This is a genomic window from Streptomyces sp. NPDC092952 (assembly GCF_044754785.1).
Lineage (GTDB): Bacteria > Actinomycetota > Actinomycetes > Streptomycetales > Streptomycetaceae > Streptomyces.
Map to the genome: position 1 here is coordinate 485,710 of NZ_JBIVPT010000005.1, position 18,692 is coordinate 504,401.

At 72.2% G+C, this 18,692-nt stretch carries 20 protein-coding genes; 13 read left to right on the forward strand and 7 right to left on the reverse strand.

From position 1 onward, the window contains the following. Position 1: 1 nt before the first annotated feature. From sufC to ACIQGQ_RS16210, 6 genes are all read left to right on the forward strand, one after another. Positions 2–766: a Fe-S cluster assembly ATPase SufC gene (gene sufC / locus ACIQGQ_RS16185; protein WP_402395788.1), complete on the forward strand. Its 765-nt coding sequence runs from the start codon at positions 2–4 to the stop codon at positions 764–766. After that, positions 763–2,019: a cysteine desulfurase gene (locus tag ACIQGQ_RS16190; protein WP_402395791.1), complete on the forward strand. Its 1,257-nt coding sequence runs from the start codon at positions 763–765 to the stop codon at positions 2,017–2,019. The genes sufC and ACIQGQ_RS16190 overlap by 4 nt, the downstream gene beginning before the upstream one ends. Before the next feature lie 25 nt (positions 2,020–2,044). Continuing rightward, positions 2,045–2,500, forward strand: coding sequence for a Fe-S cluster assembly sulfur transfer protein SufU (gene sufU, locus ACIQGQ_RS16195; protein WP_402395794.1), 456 nt, complete (start codon positions 2,045–2,047; stop codon positions 2,498–2,500). Beyond that, positions 2,497–2,850 carry a metal-sulfur cluster assembly factor gene (locus ACIQGQ_RS16200; RefSeq protein ID WP_352275055.1) on the forward strand — a complete coding sequence of 118 codons (354 nt, stop codon included), beginning with the start codon at positions 2,497–2,499 and terminating at the stop codon, positions 2,848–2,850. The genes sufU and ACIQGQ_RS16200 overlap by 4 nt, the downstream gene beginning before the upstream one ends. A gap of 150 nt (positions 2,851–3,000) precedes the next feature. Next, the gene (locus tag ACIQGQ_RS16205; RefSeq protein WP_402395798.1) at positions 3,001–4,395 is read left to right on the forward strand and encodes a hypothetical protein; all 1,395 of its coding nucleotides are present in this window, start codon (positions 3,001–3,003) and stop codon (positions 4,393–4,395) included. Between the two features lie 54 nt (positions 4,396–4,449). Then, a complete protein-coding gene (locus ACIQGQ_RS16210; RefSeq protein WP_402395801.1) occupies positions 4,450–4,803 on the forward strand; it encodes a VOC family protein in 354 nt (117 codons plus the stop codon). 45 nt (positions 4,804–4,848) lie between these two features. Here ACIQGQ_RS16210 and ACIQGQ_RS16215 read toward each other — a convergent pair whose 3' ends face one another. Then, on the reverse strand, positions 4,849–5,880 hold the full coding sequence (locus ACIQGQ_RS16215; protein ID WP_402395804.1) for a hypothetical protein: 1,032 nt from the start codon (positions 5,878–5,880) through the stop codon (positions 4,849–4,851). 212 nt (positions 5,881–6,092) lie between these two features. Here ACIQGQ_RS16215 and ACIQGQ_RS16220 point away from each other — a divergent pair, with 212 nt between their 5' ends. Continuing rightward, positions 6,093–6,413 (forward strand): multidrug efflux SMR transporter, encoded by a 321-nt coding sequence (locus ACIQGQ_RS16220; protein ID WP_352275058.1) that lies wholly within the window; start codon positions 6,093–6,095, stop codon positions 6,411–6,413. Further along, entirely contained in the window at positions 6,413–6,949 is a 537-nt protein-coding gene (locus tag ACIQGQ_RS16225) for a TetR/AcrR family transcriptional regulator (protein WP_402395808.1), read from the forward strand. The genes ACIQGQ_RS16220 and ACIQGQ_RS16225 overlap by 1 nt, the downstream gene beginning before the upstream one ends. A gap of 31 nt (positions 6,950–6,980) precedes the next feature. On the opposite strand, the gene ACIQGQ_RS16230 is transcribed toward ACIQGQ_RS16225, so the two are convergent. Continuing rightward, entirely contained in the window at positions 6,981–7,868 is an 888-nt protein-coding gene (locus ACIQGQ_RS16230) for a winged helix-turn-helix transcriptional regulator (RefSeq protein ID WP_402395811.1), read from the reverse strand. A gap of 175 nt (positions 7,869–8,043) precedes the next feature. Here ACIQGQ_RS16230 and dapD point away from each other — a divergent pair, with 175 nt between their 5' ends. After that, positions 8,044–9,033: a 2,3,4,5-tetrahydropyridine-2,6-dicarboxylate N-succinyltransferase gene (gene dapD / locus ACIQGQ_RS16235; protein ID WP_366298820.1), complete on the forward strand. Its 990-nt coding sequence runs from the start codon at positions 8,044–8,046 to the stop codon at positions 9,031–9,033. On the opposite strand, the gene dapA is transcribed toward dapD, so the two are convergent. Beyond that, complete coding sequence (gene dapA, locus ACIQGQ_RS16240; protein ID WP_402395815.1) at positions 9,024–9,914, reverse strand: 4-hydroxy-tetrahydrodipicolinate synthase; 891 nt, start codon at positions 9,912–9,914, stop codon at positions 9,024–9,026. The two genes, dapD and dapA, sit on opposite strands and share 10 nt — an antisense overlap. Before the next feature lie 152 nt (positions 9,915–10,066). Between dapA and ACIQGQ_RS16245 the strand changes: the two genes are divergently transcribed. Beyond that, complete coding sequence (locus tag ACIQGQ_RS16245; RefSeq protein WP_402395818.1) at positions 10,067–10,765, forward strand: DUF4232 domain-containing protein; 699 nt, start codon at positions 10,067–10,069, stop codon at positions 10,763–10,765. A 3-nt stretch (positions 10,766–10,768) separates the two neighbouring features. On the opposite strand, the gene ACIQGQ_RS16250 is transcribed toward ACIQGQ_RS16245, so the two are convergent. Continuing rightward, a complete protein-coding gene (locus tag ACIQGQ_RS16250; RefSeq protein WP_402395821.1) occupies positions 10,769–11,902 on the reverse strand; it encodes a lipid II:glycine glycyltransferase FemX in 1,134 nt (377 codons plus the stop codon). 137 nt (positions 11,903–12,039) lie between these two features. Here ACIQGQ_RS16250 and ACIQGQ_RS16255 point away from each other — a divergent pair, with 137 nt between their 5' ends. The 3 genes from ACIQGQ_RS16255 to ACIQGQ_RS16265 all read left to right on the forward strand — a co-directional run bounded on the left by ACIQGQ_RS16255 (position 12,040) and on the right by ACIQGQ_RS16265 (position 16,037). Further along, positions 12,040–12,756 carry an antibiotic biosynthesis monooxygenase gene (locus ACIQGQ_RS16255; RefSeq protein ID WP_402395824.1) on the forward strand — a complete coding sequence of 239 codons (717 nt, stop codon included), beginning with the start codon at positions 12,040–12,042 and terminating at the stop codon, positions 12,754–12,756. Positions 12,757–12,935: 179 nt separating this feature from the next. Continuing rightward, positions 12,936–14,399 (forward strand): hypothetical protein, encoded by a 1,464-nt coding sequence (locus tag ACIQGQ_RS16260; protein WP_402395826.1) that lies wholly within the window; start codon positions 12,936–12,938, stop codon positions 14,397–14,399. Positions 14,400–14,570: 171 nt separating this feature from the next. After that, positions 14,571–16,037, forward strand: coding sequence for an alkaline phosphatase PhoX (locus tag ACIQGQ_RS16265; protein ID WP_402395830.1), 1,467 nt, complete (start codon positions 14,571–14,573; stop codon positions 16,035–16,037). A gap of 85 nt (positions 16,038–16,122) precedes the next feature. Here ACIQGQ_RS16265 and ACIQGQ_RS16270 read toward each other — a convergent pair whose 3' ends face one another. The 3 genes from ACIQGQ_RS16270 to ACIQGQ_RS16280 form a co-directional block, all read right to left on the reverse strand. Next, positions 16,123–17,349, reverse strand: a complete 1,227-nt coding sequence (locus tag ACIQGQ_RS16270) for a TerD family protein (protein WP_402395833.1) — start codon at positions 17,347–17,349, stop codon at positions 16,123–16,125. Positions 17,350–17,459: 110 nt separating this feature from the next. Next, the gene (locus ACIQGQ_RS16275; protein WP_402395836.1) at positions 17,460–17,678 is read right to left on the reverse strand and encodes a hypothetical protein; all 219 of its coding nucleotides are present in this window, start codon (positions 17,676–17,678) and stop codon (positions 17,460–17,462) included. Between the two features lie 136 nt (positions 17,679–17,814). Then, positions 17,815–18,624, reverse strand: coding sequence for an NAD-dependent epimerase/dehydratase family protein (locus ACIQGQ_RS16280; protein WP_402395838.1), 810 nt, complete (start codon positions 18,622–18,624; stop codon positions 17,815–17,817). Positions 18,625–18,692 lie beyond the last annotated feature (68 nt).

Below are 18,692 nucleotides of genomic sequence, written 5' to 3' on the forward strand. Positions count from 1 at the left end.
CATGGCAACGCTTGAAATCCGCGACCTGCACGTCTCCGTCGAGGCCGACAACGCCACGAAGGAGATCCTCAAGGGCGTCGACCTGACCGTGAAGCAGGGCGAGACCCACGCCATCATGGGCCCCAACGGGTCCGGCAAGTCCACCCTGGCGTACTCCCTCGCGGGCCACCCCAAGTACACGATCACCAGCGGTTCGGTGACGCTGGACGGCGAGGACGTCCTGGCGATGAGCGTCGACGAGCGCGCCCGCGCCGGCGTGTTCCTCGCGATGCAGTACCCGGTCGAGATCCCCGGTGTCTCGGTCTCCAACTTCCTCCGCACCTCCGCCACCGCCGTCCGCGGCGAGGCCCCCAAGCTGCGCACCTGGGTCAAGGAGGTCAAGGAGACGATGGGCCGGCTCCAGATGGACCCGGCGTTCGCCGAGCGCAACGTCAACGAGGGCTTCTCCGGCGGTGAGAAGAAGCGCCACGAGATCCTTCAGCTGGAGCTCCTCAAGCCGAAGATCGCGATCCTCGACGAGACCGACTCCGGCCTGGACGTCGACGCCCTGCGCATCGTCTCCGAGGGCGTCAACCGGGTCCGCGAGACCGGCGAGGTCGGCACCCTGCTGATCACGCACTACACGCGGATCCTCCGTTACATCAAGCCCGACTTCGTGCACGTCTTCGCCAACGGCCGCATCGCCGAGTCCGGCGGCGCCGAGCTCGCCGACAAGCTGGAGAACGAGGGCTACGAGGCATACGTGAAGGGTGGCGCGTCCGCGTGACACAGCTGCCGGGCCTCCTCGACACCGAGGCGATCCGCAAGGACTTCCCCCTGCTGGATCGGACGGTCCACGACGGGAAGAAGGTCGTCTACCTGGACAGCGCGGCGACCTCGCAGAAGCCGCGCCAGGTGCTCGACGCCCTCAACAAGTACTACGAGCGGCACAACGCCAATGTGCACCGCGGCGTGTACACCATCGCCGAGGAGGCCACGGCGCTCTACGAGGGCGCCCGTGACAAGGTCGCGGCGTTCATCAACGCGCCCAGCCGCAACGAGGTGATCTTCACCAAGAACGCCTCCGAGTCGCTCAACCTCGTGGCCAACATGCTCGGCTGGGCCGACGAGCCCTACCGGGTCGACCACGACACCGAGATCGTCACCACCGAGATGGAGCACCACTCCAACATCGTGCCGTGGCAGCTGCTCTCGCAGCGCACCGGCGCGAAGCTGAAGTGGTTCGGCATCACCGACGACGGCCGCCTCGACCTGTCCAACATCGAGGAGATCATCACGGAGAAGACGAAGATCGTCTCCTTCACGCTGGTCTCCAACATCATGGGCACGATCAACCCGGTCGAGCAGATCGTCCGCCGGGCCCAGCAGGTCGGCGCCCTGGTCTGCATCGACGCCTCGCAGGCCGCGCCGCACATGGTGCTCGACGTGCAGGCGCTCCAGGCCGACTTCGTGGCCTTCACCGGCCACAAGATGGTCGGCCCGACCGGCATCGGCGTGCTCTGGGGCCGGCAGGAGCTGCTGGAGGACCTGCCGCCGTTCCTCGGCGGCGGCGAGATGATCGAGACCGTGTCGATGCACTCGTCGACGTACGCCCCCGCGCCGCACAAGTTCGAGGCCGGTACGCCCCCGATCGCCCAGGCCGTCGGCCTCGGCGCGGCCGTGGACTACCTCTCGGCGATCGGCATGGACAGGATCGCCCGGCACGAGCACGCGATCACCGAGTACGCGGTGAAGCGGCTGCTGGAGGTCCCCGACCTCAGGATCATCGGCCCCGCTACGGCCGAGGACCGGGGCGCCACGATCTCCTTCACGCTCGGTGACATCCACCCGCACGACGTCGGCCAGGTCCTCGACGAGCAGGGCATCGCCGTCCGGGTCGGACACCACTGCGCGCGGCCGGTCTGCCTCCGGTACGGAATTCCTGCGACGACGCGAGCGTCGTTCTATCTGTACTCCACGCCCGCCGAGGTCGACGCCCTGGTGGACGGTCTGGAGCACGTACGGAACTTTTTCGCATGATGGACGAGCGGCTGAGGGTTGACTGGTGAAGCTTGACTCCATGTACCAGGAAGTGATCCTGGACCACTACAAGCACCCCCACGGGCGCGGCCTGCGGGACGGCGACGCAGAGGTGCACCACGTCAATCCGACGTGCGGCGACGAGATCACGCTCCGGGTGAAGTACGACGGCGAGACCATCGCCGACGTGTCGTACGAGGGTCAGGGCTGCTCCATCAGCCAGGCCAGCGCCTCCGTCCTCAACGACCTGCTGGTCGGCAAGGAGCTGGGCCAGGCGCAGAAGATCCAGGAGACCTTCCTGGAGCTGATGCAGTCGAAGGGCCAGATCGAGCCGGACGACGCGATGGAGGAGGTGCTGGAGGACGCGGTCGCGTTCGCCGGTGTCTCCAAGTACCCGGCCCGGGTGAAATGCGCGCTGCTGAGCTGGATGGCGTGGAAGGACGCGACGGCCAAAGCGCTGTCCGAAGGGAAGACGGCATGAGCGACAACACGGTGACGACCGACGAGACCCCGACGATCAAGCCGGCCTCCGAGGAGGAGGTCCGTGAGGCCCTGTACGACGTCGTCGACCCCGAGCTGGGCATCGACGTCGTCAACCTGGGCCTGATCTACGGCATCCACATCGACGACGCCAACATCGCCACCCTCGACATGACGCTGACGTCCGCGGCCTGCCCGCTGACCGACGTCATCGAGGACCAGGCGAAGTCGGCGACCGACGGCATCGTCAACGAACTGCGGATCAACTGGGTCTGGATGCCGCCGTGGGGACCGGACAAGATCACGGACGACGGCCGCGAGCAGCTGCGCGCCCTCGGCTTCAACGTCTGACCGGTGCGCGTTCGCACGCCGCGGTGGAACGGCCCCCGATCCGGGGGCCGTTCTTCGTTTCGGCGTCGCCCGCCGTACCCCCGGGGTGCGCCCGTCGTTGGCATGGTCAGCGGAACGTAACCGCGACACCACGCCGACGAGAGGCATGCCGTGCTGCATCAGATTTCGCTTCCCGGCCGCAGGGCGGCCACCGCCGCGGGCGGAGTTCTCCTGCTGGCCGCCCTGGGAGTCAACACCCCCGCACAGGCCGCGAGTTACGGGACCCCGACGATCGGGCTCCCGGTCTCCTACCTCTCCGGCGCCGTCGGTGCGAGCGGCGACCCGGTGGTCACCGTCACCGTCGCCCAGAGCGGCGCCGACGCGAGCGAGCTCGGCGTCGCGGTGTCCGCCAGCTCCAAGCCGGCCGTCGCCCGGGCGGACGACGTGACCGTGACGGGCAGCGGCGCGACCCGGACCCTCGCGGTCGCCGCACGCGGCCGCGGCTACACCGACCTCACCGTCAAGGTCACCGGGCTCGGCGGCAAGACCGCCACCAAGACCCTGCACTACGCCGCGTCCGCCGCCGCGCAGAACGCCGCCGACACCCGCTACCTCACCGGCTCCGCCGACTCCTCGGCCGCCGTCGACGTCGGCGGCGGGTACATCGTCGTCGGCGACGACGAGTCCAACACGCTGCGCCTGTACGACCGTTCCGCCTCCGGCGGCCCGGTGCGCAGCTGGGACGTCGGCGCGCAGCTCGGGCTGTCGAAGGAGGTCGACATCGAGGCGGCCACCCGGGTCGGCGACACGATCTACTGGACCGGCTCGCTCGGCAACAACAAGGACGGCGTCTACAAGGCACCCCGCAACACCGTCTTCACCACGACGGTGACCGGTTCGGGTGCCGACACCCAGCTGAAGGTCGGCGGTTCGTACAAGAAGCTCCGTGACGACCTGGTCGCCTGGGACAAGGCGAACGGCAACCGGCTCGGCTTCGCCGCGGGTACGGAGGACGGCCAGGCGCCCAAGCAGATCGACGGGTTCAACGTCGAGGGCCTGGAGTTCGCCCCCGGCTCCACGACCACCGCGTACCTCGGCTTCCGGGCACCGCTGGTGCCGCCGAAGACGGGCGGCAAGGCCCTGATCGTGCCCGTCACCAACTTCGACAAGGTGGCCGGCAGCGGGGCGAAGGCGGTCATGGGCGCGCCGATCGAGCTGGACCTCGGCGGGCTCAGCATCCGGGACATCCGCAAGAACGCCGCCGACCAGTACCTGATCGTCGCGGGTTCCTGGGCGGCCGACGACAACTCCGCCCCGTACGCCCTCTACACCTGGGACGGCGTCCCGGCGCACGCCCCGGTCAAGCGGATCGACCTGCCGACCACGGACCCGGGCGGCTGGGAGGCCGTCGTGGACGTCCCCGACCTGACGGTGCCGGGGGCCCGGGCGCAGCTGATCACGGATTCCGGCTCGGCCGATCTGTACGGGGACGGCAAGGAGGCCAAGGACCTCGACCAGGCCGAGTGGAAGAAGTCGCGGGCCGTCTGGTTCACCGTCGGCCGCTGACGGACCGTACGACCCGGACGCGAACGGCCGTGCCCGCCAGGCAGACTGGCGGGCATGGCCGTTTCTCTCTGCAGCATTGTCATCGACGCCCACGACCCGCCCGCACTCGCCCGCTTCTGGTGCGCGGTGCTCGACTGGAAGGTGCTCCACGAGGCCGAGGACGAGTACGTCATCGGCGTCGACGAATCCACCCTGCCCGTGATCACCTTCGTCCCCGTGGACGACCCGAAGACGGTCAAGAACCGGCTGCACCTCGACCTCGACCCCGACGACCGGGACACCGAGGTCGCGCGGATCATCGGGCTCGGAGCCCGCCCGGCCGACGTCGGGCAGCGGGCGGACGTCAGCTGGCGGGTGCTCGTGGACCCCGAGGGCAACGAATTCTGCGTGCTGTCGTCGAACAGGTAGCCCCTCGCCCGGCGAACGGCCGGCCTGCGGCAGGGCCCCGGGGCCCTACCGCGGGCCGTGGTACGTGGGTCCGTCCGGGGTGCCGTACTGCGCCGGTACGCCCGCCGCCTCGGCGAGGGTCGGGCCGAGGTTCTCGGTGCGGATGCGCCGGTCGACGTAGATCAGTCCCGTCACCAGCGGCGGGAAGACCGCCGTGATGAACTGGCTGATCAGGCTGCCCAGGGCCACGACCACCAGGTAGCCGCTCATGGCGAAGAGGACCGCGGCGGGGCTGGGGTCCTCGCTCAGTGTCGAACCGCCGATGATGCCGGAGAACATGCCGAGGAACGAGAACGGCATCTGGACGATGTAGCTCGTGACCATGGCCAGCAGGGCGCCCAGCAGGCTGATGCCGAGGACGCGCCACCAGTCGCCGTGCACCAGCCGGGACGAGCGGCGCATGGAGGCCACCGCGGACTGCCCCTCGAAGACCGCGACCGAGGGCGCCAGGGAGAACTTCACGAAGAGCCAGATCGCCAGCGGGCCGGTGAGGAGGGCGCCCACGAGACCGAGCGCGATCCACGGGGCGGCGCCGGTGTCGTGCCCCACCGCGATCACTCCGACGACGAGGGCGAAGAACGCGACCATCACGAGCACCATCGGGATCATCGCGATCAGATAGGTGAGGAACACCGTCGCGATCACCGCCCGGACGCGGGACCAGGCCCGGCGCCAGACGGCGGAGAAGGTGGTCGGCCGGCCCAGCACCGCTTCCTGGAGCACCGTGGGAACGGCCGCGTACATCAAGGCCGTCGAGAGTACGCCGACGACCATCGCGACCAGGAAGAAGACGCCGAAACCGATCAGGACCGGAGTCAGGTCGGAGGGGCTCGGGTCCGCGTCGGAGTCGAGCGAGAGGAGGGTGCGCAGATGGCCGCCGACCGCGGAGTACGCGATCACGACCGTGACGGCCATGACCGCCAGCGCCCCGCCGTAGACGGCCGCGCCCATGCCGAACAACTGCTTCCAGTAGCGCCCCAGCGTGCTGAAGGCGCCGCCGAGTATGTCACCGAGTCTGAGCGGGGTCAGCGGTATCACCCCCGGCTTCGGCGGTGGCGGCGCCCAGCCTCCCCACCCCGGCGGTCCCTGGGGTCCTCCGTACGGTGCTCCGCCCCACCCTGCGTCCTGCGCCACTGTCGCTCCGTCGTGTCTCGTCGTACTGGTGTGCTGTCGGTCGGGACACCGTAACGTTTCGGCCGCCCGTAAGCTCCCGCCTTCTCCGTATCCCGGCGATGCGTACACTCGTACACATGGGTTACGGACTGCTGGCCGCGGCCATAGCGGCGGAGGTGGCCGGCACGACGGCCATGAAGTACAGCGAGGGGTTCACCCGGCTCTGGCCCTCGCTCATCACCGTCGCGGGCTACCTCCTGGCCTTCGGGCTGCTCGCCCGGACGCTGAAGACGCTCTCGATGGGCACCGCCTACGCGATCTGGGCCGGGGTCGGCACCGCGGCCATCGCCGCCATCGGCATCCTCTTCATGGGCGAGTCCGGCAACGCGGTCAAGCTGGCCGGAATCGTGCTGATCATCGCCGGAGTGGTGGTGCTGAACCTGGGCGGGGCCCACTGATGGCCCGCCGCTACGACCCCGGCCGGCGCGACCGCATCATCGACGCCGCGATCCGGGTGGTCGGCGCCCGGGGCATCGCGGAGCTGAGCCACCGTTCCGTCGCCGCCGAGGCCGATGTGCCGCTCGGCTCGACGACGTACCACTTCGCCTCGCTGGACGAGCTGCTGATCGCGGCGCTGCGCCGGTCGAACGAGAACTTCGCCGGGATCATGCGGGACAGCGAGGCCCTGGCCGACCCGGAGTCCGACCTGGCCGGGGAGCTGGCCCGGCTGCTGGGGTGGTACCTCTCCGGCGCGCACGGCGGGGCCGAGCTGGAGTACGAGCTGTACCTCGCCGCGCTGCGCAGGCCCGCGCTGCGGCCGGTCGCCGCCGAGTGGGCCGACGGTGCCGCCGCGCTGCTCGCCCGGCGGACCGGCCCGGCCACGGCCCGCGCGCTGGTCGCGCTGATGGACGGGATCTGCCTCCAGGTGCTGCTCACCGGCGGTACGTACGACGAGGCGTACGCGCGCGAGATGCTGGGGCGGATCACCGGCTGAGGCGCCCGCCCCGGACGTCCCCTCCGGGCGCTCAGTCCCCGGACGGGCCGAGGGACCGGGCCACCGCGAGCGCCGCCCGGACGCTCTCCTCGATGTCCGTCACCGGGTACAGCGCCTCGTGCACCGTCCGGTCGCGGTCCACCACCAGGGTCAGCCGCTTCAGCCTGCTGACGCCCCCGGCGCGGAAGGTCGGCAGCCGCAGGGCCGCCGTCAGCTCCAGTCCCGCGTCGGACAGCAGCGGGAACCGCAGCCCCTCCGCCCGGCTGAAGTCCCGCTGCTCGTCCGGGCGTTGGGTGGAGACGCCGTGCACCGTCGCACCCGCCGCGGTGAACTCGGCCAACTGGTCGCGGTACGTGCAGGATTCGAGGGTGCAGCCCCGCGCGCCGGGGATGGCGGCCCAGCCCGGCGGATAGGCGTCCTTGCGCGCGTAGGCGCCGGGGAAGAAGTACAGGACGGTGCTCGCGGTACCGGCGACCGGGTCGCGCGGGGCGCCCTCGTGGTCCGGCAGGCGCAGCTCCGGCAGGCGCGTGCCCACCAGGGCGTGCACCCGGGCCGCCTCCTTCGAGCTCTCCTCGGCGGTCGCCATCGTCTCCCCTTCTCCGAGCAGCCAGGTGTCGCCCCAGTCCTGGAGGGCGACCAGTACGGGCAGCAGGGCGCGGCCCCGCGGGGTGAGCCGGTACTCGTACCGGGGCGGGCGGTCCTGGTACGGCACCCTGGCGAGCACCCCCGCGTCCACCAGCAGCCGCAGCCGCTCGGTCAGCACCTTGCGGGACACGCCCAGCTCCTCCTGGAGCGCGTCGAAGCGGTGCACCCCGCGCGCCGTGTCCCGCACGATCAGCAGGGTCCACCAGTCGCCCACCACGTCGAGCGCCTGGGCGATCGCGCAGTCGGCGCCGGCCAGGCTGGTGCGCTGGGGCATGGGTTCCTCCGTGGGTCCGCCGCGTCCGGCGACGTCCGCCTTCCACCGGACCGCATGATGCCATAGTGGGTTCCCTGAAGGAACTCTTCGAGGTGGCGCCCGGTGCGGGCGGCGCCACGACCATCGGGCGAGACCGGTTGGCTCCCGCGGCGTCCGGCCGGTTAGGTTTCGTGTCATGACCGACACGACTCCTGCTCGCACCACCGGCGCCGTCGCCGCCGGCCTCGCCACCATCGCCGGCGACGGCACCGTTCTCGACACCTGGTTCCCCGCCCCCGAGCTCACCGCCGAACCCGGCCCGGCCGGAACCGAACGGCTCACCCCGGCCGAGGCCGTCACCCTCCTGGGCCAGGGCGCCGCCAAGGCCGTCGGCGTGGACGCCCGCCGCGGGGTCGAGGTCGTCGCCGTCCGTACGGTCATCGGCTCGCTCGACGACAAGCCGCTGGACGCGCACGACGCGTACCTGCGCCTGCACCTGCTCTCGCACCGCCTCGTCCGCCCGCACGGCCAGAACCTGGACGGGCTCTTCGGCCTCCTCGCCAACGTCGCCTGGACCTCGCTGGGCCCGGTCGCCGTGGACGACCTGGAGAAGGTCCGGCTGAACGCCCGCGCCGAGGGGCTGCACCTCCAGGTCACCTCGGTCGACAAGTTCCCCCGGATGACGGACTACGTGGCCCCGAAGGGCGTCCGCATCGCCGACGCCGACCGCGTCCGGCTCGGCGCCCACCTCGCCGCCGGTACGACCGTCATGCACGAGGGCTTCGTCAACTTCAACGCGGGCACCCTCGGCACCTCGATGGTCGAGGGCCGCATCTCCGCGGGCGTCGTCGTCGGCGACGGCTCCGACATCGGCGGCGGCGCCTCCACCATGGGCACCCTCTCCGGCGGCGGCAAGGAGCGCATCGTGATCGGCGAGCGCTGCCTGATCGGCGCCGAGGCCGGGGTCGGGATCGCGCTCGGCGACGAGTGCGTCGTCGAGGCCGGGCTCTACGTCACCGCCGGCACCCGGATCACGCTGCCCGACGGGCAGATCGTCAAGGCCCGGGAGCTCTCCGGCGCCTCGAACATCCTCTTCCGCCGCAACTCGGTCTCCGGCGCGGTCGAGGCCCGCCCGAACAACGCGGTCTGGGACGGTCTCAACGACGTCCTGCACAGTCACAACTGATCGAGGGCGCGGAGCAGTTCCGCGTACACCTCCCGCAGCCCGCCGGCCGCCCCGCGCCCGGCGGGCTGCAACGGTTCACGGACCGGCCCGGCGCCGAGCAGCGCCTTCGCGGTGACCGCGCCGGGCAGCCCCGAGGCCATCATGGCCTCGCCCAGCGGGGCGGTCAGCAGGTTGAGCCGGGCGGCCCCGGCGGTGTCCCCGGCGTCGAAGGCGTCCAGGACCGCCCGAAGCGGACCGGGCGCCACGTTGGCGACCGTGCTGACGAAGCCGGCCGCGCCCACCGCGTACAGCGGAAGGTTCAGCTCCTCGCAGCCCGAGTAGTACGCCAGCGAGGTCGCGCCGATCACCTTCGTGGAGCCCAGCAGGTCGTACGCGCAGTCCTTCACGGCCACGACGCGGGGGTGTCCGGCCAGCCGCAGCAGGGTCTCCGGCTCGACGCGGGTCCCGGTGCGGCCGGGGATGTCGTACAGCATCAGCGGGAGGCCGGTCGCGTCGGCGACGCGGCGGAAGTGCGCCTCGACGGCGGCCTGCGGCGGTCGGCTGTAGTACGGCGTCACCACCAGCAGGCCGTCCGCGCCCGCCCGTTCGGCCTGCCGGGCCAGCTCCACGGTGTGCCGGGTGTCCGCGCTGCCGACCCCGGCGACGAGCGGCACCCGGTCGCCGACCGCTTCCCGGACCGCCCGCAGCAGGGCGGTCTTCTCGGCGTCGGTCGTGGTCGGGGACTCGCCGGTGGTGCCGTTCAGCACCAGGCCGTCGCAGCCGTCCGCGACCAGCCGGGCGGCGTGCCGGGCGGCGGCGTCCGGGTCCAGCCCGCCGGCGTCGGTGAAGGGCGTGATCATGGCGCAGAGCGCCCGGCCGAAAGGGGTGGAGGGGGAGGTCATCCCCGAAGTCTCGGCCGAGTGGACCGTGAAGGTCCACTTAGATCTGCTCCGGATGACCGGCAAGCAACGCTGAACGATGGATGCCGGTCCACCGCGCTCTGGCATGATCGAACATCCATACGGCGGGCGGTCGACCGGGCGGGGGCGCGAACATGCGGGGACGGACGGGTACGGAGCACGGAACGGTCCACCGAGGGCGCGGCCCGCTGGCGGCCGCGCTCCTGGCCGGGGCGCTGGGGCTCACGCTCTCCGGCTGCGCGGGCTTCCTCGTACCGGCGGGCGAGGGCGAGCCGGGGCCGACGCCCACCGACCCGTACCGGGTGCACGCCGACACGCTGACCTCGCCGTTCCCCAGCGCCCCCGTCACGGCTGCCGGACGCCCGCCCGCCGGACGGCCGACGACCCCCACGCCCACCCCTACGCCCACCGGCCGGGCCGACTGCCCGTCCTCCGGCGTCGTCGTCGACATGGGCGAGGTGGAGCCGGCGCTCGGCCACCGGGCCGTCGGGCTCACCCTCACCAACTGCGGCTCCAAGCCGTACCCGGTCCACGGCTACCCCTCCGTCCGGGCACTGGACGAGGCGGGCGACCCGCTGCCGGTCAAGGTCAACCCGGGCTCCTCCTACATGGGCACCGACCGGGGCCCGCAGCAGGTCGTGCTGGAGCCGGGCCGGAAGATGTACGCGCTGCTGGCCTGGGTCTCCACCCCGACCGGGGGCGACCTCATCGAGGGCGACGCGCTGGAGATCGCCCCGGCCCCCGGCCTGGAGCCCCGCGTCTTCCCGCTCGAAGGCAGCGACGTACGTCTGCTCGACGAGCTGAACATGACGGCCTGGCGGACCACGCGCTGAGGCTCAGCGGCGCGCCATGTACAGGCTGAACGCCTTGTGGAGCACCTTGTTGATGGGGTAGTCCCACTCGCCGATGTACTCCGCCGCCCGGCCGCCCGTACCGACCTTGAACCGCAGCAGGCCCAGCAGGTGGTTGCTCTCGTCCAGGGTGTCGGTGATGCCGCGCAGGTCGTAGACGGCCGCGCCCCGCTCGTGCGCGTCGCTCATCATCCGCCACTGGACGGCGTTGCTCGGCTGGACCTCGCGCCGGTGGGCGGTCGAGGCGCCGTAGGAGTACCAGACGTGGTCGCCGACGGTCAGCATCGTCGCCGCGGAGAGCGTCTCCCCCTCGTGCTCGGCGAGGTAGAGCCGCATCCGCCCGGGGTCCTCGGCCCGCAGCGAGGTCCACATGCGCTCGAAGTAGGCGAGCGGGCGGGGGATGAAGCGGTCGCGCTCCGCCGTCTCGCGGTACAGCCCGTAGAAGGCCGGAAGGTCCTCGAAGCCGCCCTCGACGACCTTGACGCCCGCCTTCTCCGCCTTCTTGACGTTCCGCCGCCACTGCTGGTTCAGGCCGCCGCGGACCTCCTCCAGGGTGCGCCCGGCGAACGGCACCTGGAAGACGTACCGGGGCTGCCCCGCGCTGAACCCGTCCTCGCTCTCCTCCTCGCCGCGCCGCCAGCCCAGCCGGGTCAGCTCCGCCGCCAGCCCGGCGGCCCCCGGGTCCTCCTCGTCCGCCGGTACGTCGCGCAGCCGCCCGGCCGCCGGGTCGGCGATGGCCTCCTTGACGGTACGGGCGTCCCAGCGCCGCGTCACCACCGGCGGCCCCATCCGCACCGCGAACGCGCCCCGCGCCTTCAGATGCGCCACCATCGGATCGAGCCACTCCCGGGGTTCCGCGCCGAACCAGTCGACGGCCGGGCCCTCCGGCAGATAGGCCAGGTACCGCTTCAGCCGGGGGATCGGCCGGTACAGCACGAGCCCCGCGCCGACGATCCGCTCCCGGCCCGCGCCGTCCCGGTCGAACCAGCCGATGCTCTCCGCACGCCAGTCGGGCTTCACGTCGCCCCACGACGGGACCTGCATATGGCTCACGGACGGGCGGCCCGCGACGAACGCCAGATGCTCCTCGCGGCTGATCGTCCTGAGAAGCGGTGCCATGCGGTACTCCGTTCGTCGTGCTCCCGGCGGACACGGTGGGGCGGCCGGACGCGGCGTGTTGACCTCAACCCCGGTTGACGTACGAGGGTGGCCGGTGAGGGCGCACCACCCCGGTGCCCCGGTCAGGAGGATCCGCCATGAGCGTGCGTTTCACATCCCGCCCCGATCTTGCCCGCAACGACGTGGGCCTCGTCAAGATGAGCACCTGGGACACCGGCACGCCGGAGCGCATGCGGGCGACCGTCGAGGCGATCCGTGCGGCGTGGGGCGGCCGCGACTGGCCGCACCCCGGACTTCTTTCGTACACCGTCCACACCGGCGAGGACGGGCGGACACTCCTCCACTACAGCCAGTGGAGTGGCGAGTCGGCGTACCAGGACTTCTTCCGTGACGGCCGGGACGAGCGCAACGCGGAGATCGACGCCGCCGTACCGGGCGTCCGCCGGCTCGGGCTGCACACCCTGGAGCCCTATCGCTCGCTGCTTCCGGGGGAGGACGACGCGCGGGAGCCGGGCTGCGTGGTGATCGTCGACGTCGCGTTCGAGGGCCCCGATCCGGCGCGCCAACGGGACTGGGTGGACACCGTGTTCGAGGCACTGGCGACCGACGGTTCGCGGGCCCCCGGCGGCATCTCCGGCCACTTCCACGTGAGCACCGACGGGACGCGGGTGGTGAACTACGCCGAGTGGGAGAGCGCCCGCGCCCACATCGACGCGCTGGCCGGGAAGGGTGTGGGGATCGGCTCGGACACCCCGCAGTGGGAGCGGGTCCGGTCCTACCCCGGGGTGGCCGCCGGCGGCGGGGTCCACCGGTACGCGCCCGCGCTCAGCATCGCGCCGGGCACGGGCGGCTGACACCCCGGAGGGCGGAGGTCTACGCGCGTCAATCCCCGGTGTGCGCCGGGCGGTTGCCAGGGCCCGCCGGACAGGCCGCCGCGGTCCTTCCCATGGGCCGGGCGGCATGGGGTGAATTGCGTCTACGCTGGGGCCCGCCCGACCCCGTACGAACCGTATGTCCCGAGGAGACCCCCCTGATGTCCGCAGAGCCCCCCACCCTGCCGCCCGTCCGGCTGCGCACCGAGGCCGAGCTGGCACGGGACGCGCTGGCCGCGCCGCTGCTCGCCCGCGCCGTCCGGCTCGCCCGCTGGGCGGGGCCGGAGACCGGTGTCGGCGCGGGCGGCGAGCTCGTCGACGAGAAGCTGCCCGCGGCGGCCGAGCACCTGGGCCTCGCGGCCGACGAGAACGGTGCGGCGGAGGCGAGCGAGGCATGGCGGCTCGCGGTCGACACGGGGCTGATCGACGTGACGGACCCGGCCGAGGAGGACGGTCCGGACGCGGTGGGAACGGCCGCCCCCGGGGAGAACCTGCCGCTGGTCACCGGCGGTTCACCGCAGGACGTGCTGGCGATCTGGCTCGACGGCCTGGAGGCCGCGTACGCCGACGCCACCGCGCCGGTCCTCGACGACCTGGCCGAACTGGTCGGCGAGGACGGTTCGGTCGACTTCGACGCGCTGGACTGGGACCCGGAGGCCGAGGCGGACTTCCTGGACGGGGCCCTGGCCAACCTCTACCTGCTCACCGTCGGCGACGGCCGGGGCGGCACGGACCCGGAGCCGGTGCCGCTGCCCGCGCTCGCCGCTTCGGTGATCGTGCCCGACGACATGGGCGAGCCGACCGACGACGTGCTGGAGCAGGTCTCCGAGGCGATGATGCGCCTGGACGACCAGTTCCGGGTCCTGGAGCCGATCGGCCTGGTCGACTACCGCCCGGTGGACGAGTCGCTGCTGGTGGAGGCCGGCGAGGAGGCCGTTCCGGCCGCGGACGACGAGGACGTCACCCGGTACGGCATGGTCCGGCTCACCCCGCTCGGGCTGTACGGGCTGCGCACCCGGATGCGGGAGGCCGGGGTGGACGCCCCGGCGGTCGGCGACCTCGCGGACAAGGGCGCCGACGCCCTGCTCGCCGGTGTCGCGCACTACCCCGAGGCGGCGTCCGGCAGCGAGGTCGAGCTGTGGCTGGCCCGGCGCGGCGACGCGGCCGGGTCGGCGGCCGAACTGCTGGCCGCGGCGCGCGGCACGGACCCGGGCGCGCCGCTGCGCAGGCTCCACTGCCAGCAGGCGCTCGCCCTGGTCGGCGCGGAGGCGGAGCCCGCGGTACGCACGGTGCTGGACGATCCCGAGCTGGGCGGCCTGGCCAGGGTCTGGCTCGTGGAGCTCGGCGCGGACGCGGTGCCCGCGCCGTCGGAGTCGATGATCTTCTGGCTGGCCGTCGACACCATCGCGGCCCAGCTGGCGGCCGACGGCGACCTCGACGAACTCCAGGGCCTGGTCGAGGGGCTGGCCGGCCGGCACAACGGTTTCTTCGACGAGGTCTGGCGGGTGGACCACCCGGCGACCGCGGACGTCCTCGACGCGATGGGGCGGCTGCACAGCGACAAGAAGAAGGCGAAGGAAGCCCGCAAGGCGGCGTTCAAGGCCCGCTCGCGCACGGGCTCCTGACCGCCCGTCGACCGGGGGCGCGGACTGTGAGGTGAGATCTGGACACGTATTCCGGCCAACTGCACAGAAAGGGTGCCCCCGGACGTCGTCCGCAGTTCAACTGATGTTGGCGTGGGGACGCGAACGTGGGTGCGGCAACAGCCCGCCCACGTCGTCCCCAGGAGTTACGTGATGCCCTCCACGCGCAGGGAATTCACCAAGCAGTCCGTCCTCACCGGTGCCGGTATCGCGCTGACCGGCACCGTCGCGGCGCTGGCCACCGCGCCTGGCGCCCTGGCGGCGGACGAGCCGAAGCACGGCCGGGACGACCGGGGCGAGCACGGTCATGGACACGGTCACGGGCGTGAGCCCGGCTACGGCCCGCTGCTCCCCGACCCCAAGGGCCTCCTCGCCCTCCCCAAGGGCTTCTCGTACCAGGTCGTCACCCACTGCGGGGTCACCAGGCTGGAGTCCGGCGAGTACACCCCCTCCAACCACGACGGCACGGCCGCCTTCGAGGGCCCGCGCGGCGTCACCCTCCTCGTCAACAACCACGAGCTCAGCGGAGTCCGCTCCGGCTGGGAGCACCCGGTCCCGCTCACCGAGGGCCTGGTCTACGACCCGGTCGCGGCCGGCGGCTGCACCGTCGTGGAGACCCGCCGCGACGGCCGCACCGCGGAGTGGGTCGGCATCGCCGGCACGTCCACCAACTGCGCGGGCGGCGCCACCCCGTGGGGCACCTGGCTGACCTGCGAGGAGACCGAGGACAAGGCGGGCAAGAACGGCCTGCTCAAGGACCACGGCTACGTCTTCGAGGTCGACCCCTACGACCGCAGGGCCAACCGCGACCCGCGTCCGATCAAGGCCTTCGGCCGGTACGCCCACGAGGCCGTCGTCATCGACCCCAAGCTCGGCCACGCCTACCTGACCGAGGACGCCTCCAAGCCCAACGGGCTGCTCTACCGCTGGGTCCCGCCGCAGGGCTTCAAGCACGGCCGGGGCAAGCTGCGCACGCTCGCCGACGACGCCGGGGTCCTCCAGGCCGCCAAGTGCTTCGACAAGAAGGGCGCGTTCGTCGACGACCTGTCCCGCGCCACGAAGATCGGCACGGTCTACGGGGTGGACTGGGCCGACGTGCCCGACCGCGACGCCAAGACCGTCTCGGTGCGCAAGCAGTTCGCCGACGGCGAGGTCACCCGCGCACGCAAGCTCGAAGGCATGTGGTGGGGCGACGGCGGCGCCTACGTCGTCTCCTCGTTCGCCCGCGACGAGAGCCCCGTCCAGCACGACGGCCAGGTCTGGTTCTACGACCCGAAGCGCCGCACCCTGACCCTGAAGGTGCTGCTCGGGGTCAACCCCGACCCGTCGAAGGACGGTGCCTTCGACGGCCCGGACAACATCACCGTCTCGCCGTACGGCGGTCTGGTCATCGCCGAGGACGGCGAGGGCGTCCAGCACCTCTTCGGCGCGACCGAGAGCGGCCGCACCTATCCGATCGCCCGCAACGAGCTGAACATCGGCAGCGAGGAGGAGCCGGAGTACAGCGAGTTCACCGGCGTCACCTTCTCGCCCGACGGGCGGACGCTGTACGCCAACATCCAGACGCCGGGCATCATGGTCGCCATCACCGGCCCGTGGAAGCGCCAGCCGCAGAAGTAGCGTCCGCCTTCCCGTGCGGGGCTCCGCCGCCCGGTGGCGGCCGGAGCCCGTGCGGGGTGTGCCGGACCGGGCCCGGCGCCTTCGGCTACAGCGCCTGGGCGGCGGGCTTCACCATGCCCCGGACGGTGCGCGACTTCACGAAGTCGCCCATCGCCGTCATCTCCCACTCGCCGGAGAACTGCCTGATCAGCTTGGCCATCATCACGCCGGTCTGCGGCTCGGCACCCGTCAGGTCGAAGCGGACCAGTTCCTCGCCGGTGGCCGCGTCGACCAGCCGGCAGTAGGCCTTGGCGACCTCGGTGAACTTCTGCCCGGTGAACGAGTTGACCGTGAAGACCAGGCCGGTCGCCTCGGCGGGGAGCCGGCCCAGGTCCACGACGATCACCTCGTCGTCGCCCGCGCCCTCGCCGGTGAGGTTGTCGCCGGAGTGCTTGACCGCGCCGTTCAGGATGGAGAGCTTGCCGAAGTAGCAGCTGTCCAGATGGTTGCGGTTGGGGCCGTAGGCGATCACGGAGGCGTCGAGGTCGATGTCCTTGCCCCGGAACGCGGGCTCCCACCCGAGGCCCATCTTGACCTGGGAGAGCAGCGGGCGGCCGCCCTTGACCAGGGAGACCGTCTGGTTCTTCTGGAGGCTGACACGGCCCTTGTCGAGGTTGATCTTTCCGCTGCCCGGCGCGGGCGCGGGCGGGGCGGCGGGCGGCGCCGGGGGAGCGGCCGGGACCGGGGGAGCAGCGACGCGAGGGTCCAGGGGAGCCGCGGCGGGGGCCGGGGGAGCGGCGGGCATCCGGGGCGGCGGCGCGGCGGCGGGCTCCTCCTCGACCGTCACGCCGAAGTCCGTGGCGATCCCGGCCAGGCCGTTCGCGTACCCCTGGCCGACCGCGCGGGCCTTCCAGACGCCGTTGCGCCGGTAGACCTCGATGACCACGAGCGCGGTCTCCGCGCCCAGCCGCGGCGGGGTGAAGGTGGCGAGCACGCTGCTGTCGTCGGCGTTGCGCACCGTCGCGGTGGGCTCGATGCCCTGGAAGGTCTGGCCCGCCGCGTCCGGGCTGGCCGTGACGACGATCTTCTCGATGCCGGCCGGGACCGCGGCGGTGTCCACCACGATCGTGTCCGGCGCGGTGCCGCCGCCGGAGCGGTAGGTCACACCGGGGCCGTTGGGCTGGTTGTAGAAGATGAAGTCGTCGTCGGAGCGGACCTTGCCGTCGACGGTGAGGAGCAGGCCCGAGACGTCGAGCCGCACCGGAGCGGCGACGTCCACGGCCACGCGGGCCGCGGAGAGAGGGATGTTCGAGCCGGGGGTCATAGCGGTCATGCTCCGGGTAACGAACGATGTCCCTTTGCCGTTCCCTTACCTTCGGAGACGTTCCGGACTTCCTGAACTTCCCGGACTTTCCGGCCCCGTCGCCCGTGCCGCCCGGCCGCTCAGCGGTTGCGGGGATGGTTCCGGGCGGCGCGCTCGTTGCCGTGCTTGTACGCCCCCGTCCAGCGGGCCATCACCAACTGCGCGTCCCCCGACTCCACCTCGGCCAGGAACTTCGCCGCCCGGTCGCCGCGCAGGGTGCCCGCGCGGCGGCCGTGATGGGTGAGGGTGACGCTCGCGTCGCCGTGCTGCTCGTACAGGAATCCGGAAGGTCTCGGCATGGGGCCGTATCCTGCCCGCCGCACAGATGCCCTGTCGCGCGGATTTCGGGCGAGGGCGCGGCGCTTCGTGGTCGGTGGCGCGGCGCTCGCGCGGTCAGTGGTGCGGCGTTCCGGCGAAGGGTGCGGCGCTTCGCGGTCAGCGCGGCCAGAGGGGCGGGCGGGTGCAGAAGTGGCCGCCGAGGTGGGCGTGGTCGGGGTCGTCCGGGTCCAGTTCGCCCTGTTCGGCGACGAGCCGGGCCGCGTACGGCTCGGAGTCGTCCCGCGGCTCGTACCCCAGCGCGCGGGCCGATGCCAGGTCCCACCACAGCCGGGTGTTCGCGGAGGATCCGTAAGCGACCGTGTGCCGCACGTCCTTCGCGGTGAGCGCGGCGTGGAAGAGCCGGGCGCCGTCCGCCGGGCTCAGCCAGAGCGAGAGCATCCGCACCGAGGTCGGTTCGGGATAGCAGGAGCCGATCCGTACCGAGACGGTCTCCATGCCGTGCCGGTCCCAGTACAGCTGGGCGAGGTCCTCGCCGAAGGACTTGGACAGGCCGTAGAAGGTGTCGGGGCGGCGCGGGGCGTCGGTGCGCACCGGTGGATCGCCGGGCAGGGGCCGGGGCGTGTAGCCGACGACATGGTTGGAGGAGGCGAACACCACGCGCCGCACGCCCTCCTCCCGCGCCGCCTCGTAGAGGTGGTACGTGCCCTCGATGTTGGCCCGGAGGATCCTGTCGAACGAGGACTCCAGGGAGATCCCCGCGAGATGGATGATCGCGTCGACCCCCCGGACCGCCTCGCGCACCGCCTCCCGGTCGCCGAGGTCGGCGGTGACGGCGTCCGGTTCGCCCTCGACGGGGACGGCGTCGAAGAGCCGGAGCGTGTACCCGTACCCGGGCAGCAGCCCGCGCATCAGGGTGCCGAGACCGCCGGCGGCGCCGGTCAGCAGGACGGTGCGGGGAGCGGGCATGCGCGGATCTCCTCGGCCTGGACGTCGTCGGGGTGGACGTCAGCACGGACGGCATTCATATCCGTGGA

Bases quoted from the DNA above. Each gene is read 5' to 3' on its own strand.
- ACIQGQ_RS16210 (WP_402395801.1), top strand. From the start codon at position 4,450: ATGGCCGTTTCTCTCTGCAGCATTGTCATCGACGCCCACGACCCGCCC.
- ACIQGQ_RS16225 (WP_402395808.1), top strand. From the start codon at position 6,413: ATGGCCCGCCGCTACGACCCCGGCCGGCGCGACCGCATCATCGACGCC.
- ACIQGQ_RS16200 (WP_352275055.1), top strand. From the start codon at position 2,497: ATGAGCGACAACACGGTGACGACCGACGAGACCCCGACGATCAAGCCG.
- ACIQGQ_RS16265 (WP_402395830.1), top strand. From the start codon at position 14,571: ATGCCCTCCACGCGCAGGGAATTCACCAAGCAGTCCGTCCTCACCGGT.
- ACIQGQ_RS16220 (WP_352275058.1), top strand. From the start codon at position 6,093: ATGGGTTACGGACTGCTGGCCGCGGCCATAGCGGCGGAGGTGGCCGGC.
- dapA (WP_402395815.1), bottom strand. From the start codon at position 9,914: ATGACCTCCCCCTCCACCCCTTTCGGCCGGGCGCTCTGCGCCATGATC.
- ACIQGQ_RS16230 (WP_402395811.1), bottom strand. From the start codon at position 7,868: ATGCCCCAGCGCACCAGCCTGGCCGGCGCCGACTGCGCGATCGCCCAG.
- dapD (WP_366298820.1), top strand. From the start codon at position 8,044: ATGACCGACACGACTCCTGCTCGCACCACCGGCGCCGTCGCCGCCGGC.
- ACIQGQ_RS16255 (WP_402395824.1), top strand. From the start codon at position 12,040: ATGAGCGTGCGTTTCACATCCCGCCCCGATCTTGCCCGCAACGACGTG.
- ACIQGQ_RS16280 (WP_402395838.1), bottom strand. From the start codon at position 18,624: ATGCCCGCTCCCCGCACCGTCCTGCTGACCGGCGCCGCCGGCGGTCTC.
- ACIQGQ_RS16275 (WP_402395836.1), bottom strand. From the start codon at position 17,678: ATGCCGAGACCTTCCGGATTCCTGTACGAGCAGCACGGCGACGCGAGC.
- ACIQGQ_RS16260 (WP_402395826.1), top strand. From the start codon at position 12,936: ATGTCCGCAGAGCCCCCCACCCTGCCGCCCGTCCGGCTGCGCACCGAG.
- ACIQGQ_RS16245 (WP_402395818.1), top strand. From the start codon at position 10,067: ATGCGGGGACGGACGGGTACGGAGCACGGAACGGTCCACCGAGGGCGC.
- ACIQGQ_RS16250 (WP_402395821.1), bottom strand. From the start codon at position 11,902: ATGGCACCGCTTCTCAGGACGATCAGCCGCGAGGAGCATCTGGCGTTC.
- ACIQGQ_RS16270 (WP_402395833.1), bottom strand. From the start codon at position 17,349: ATGACCGCTATGACCCCCGGCTCGAACATCCCTCTCTCCGCGGCCCGC.
- sufC (WP_402395788.1), top strand. From the start codon at position 2: ATGGCAACGCTTGAAATCCGCGACCTGCACGTCTCCGTCGAGGCCGAC.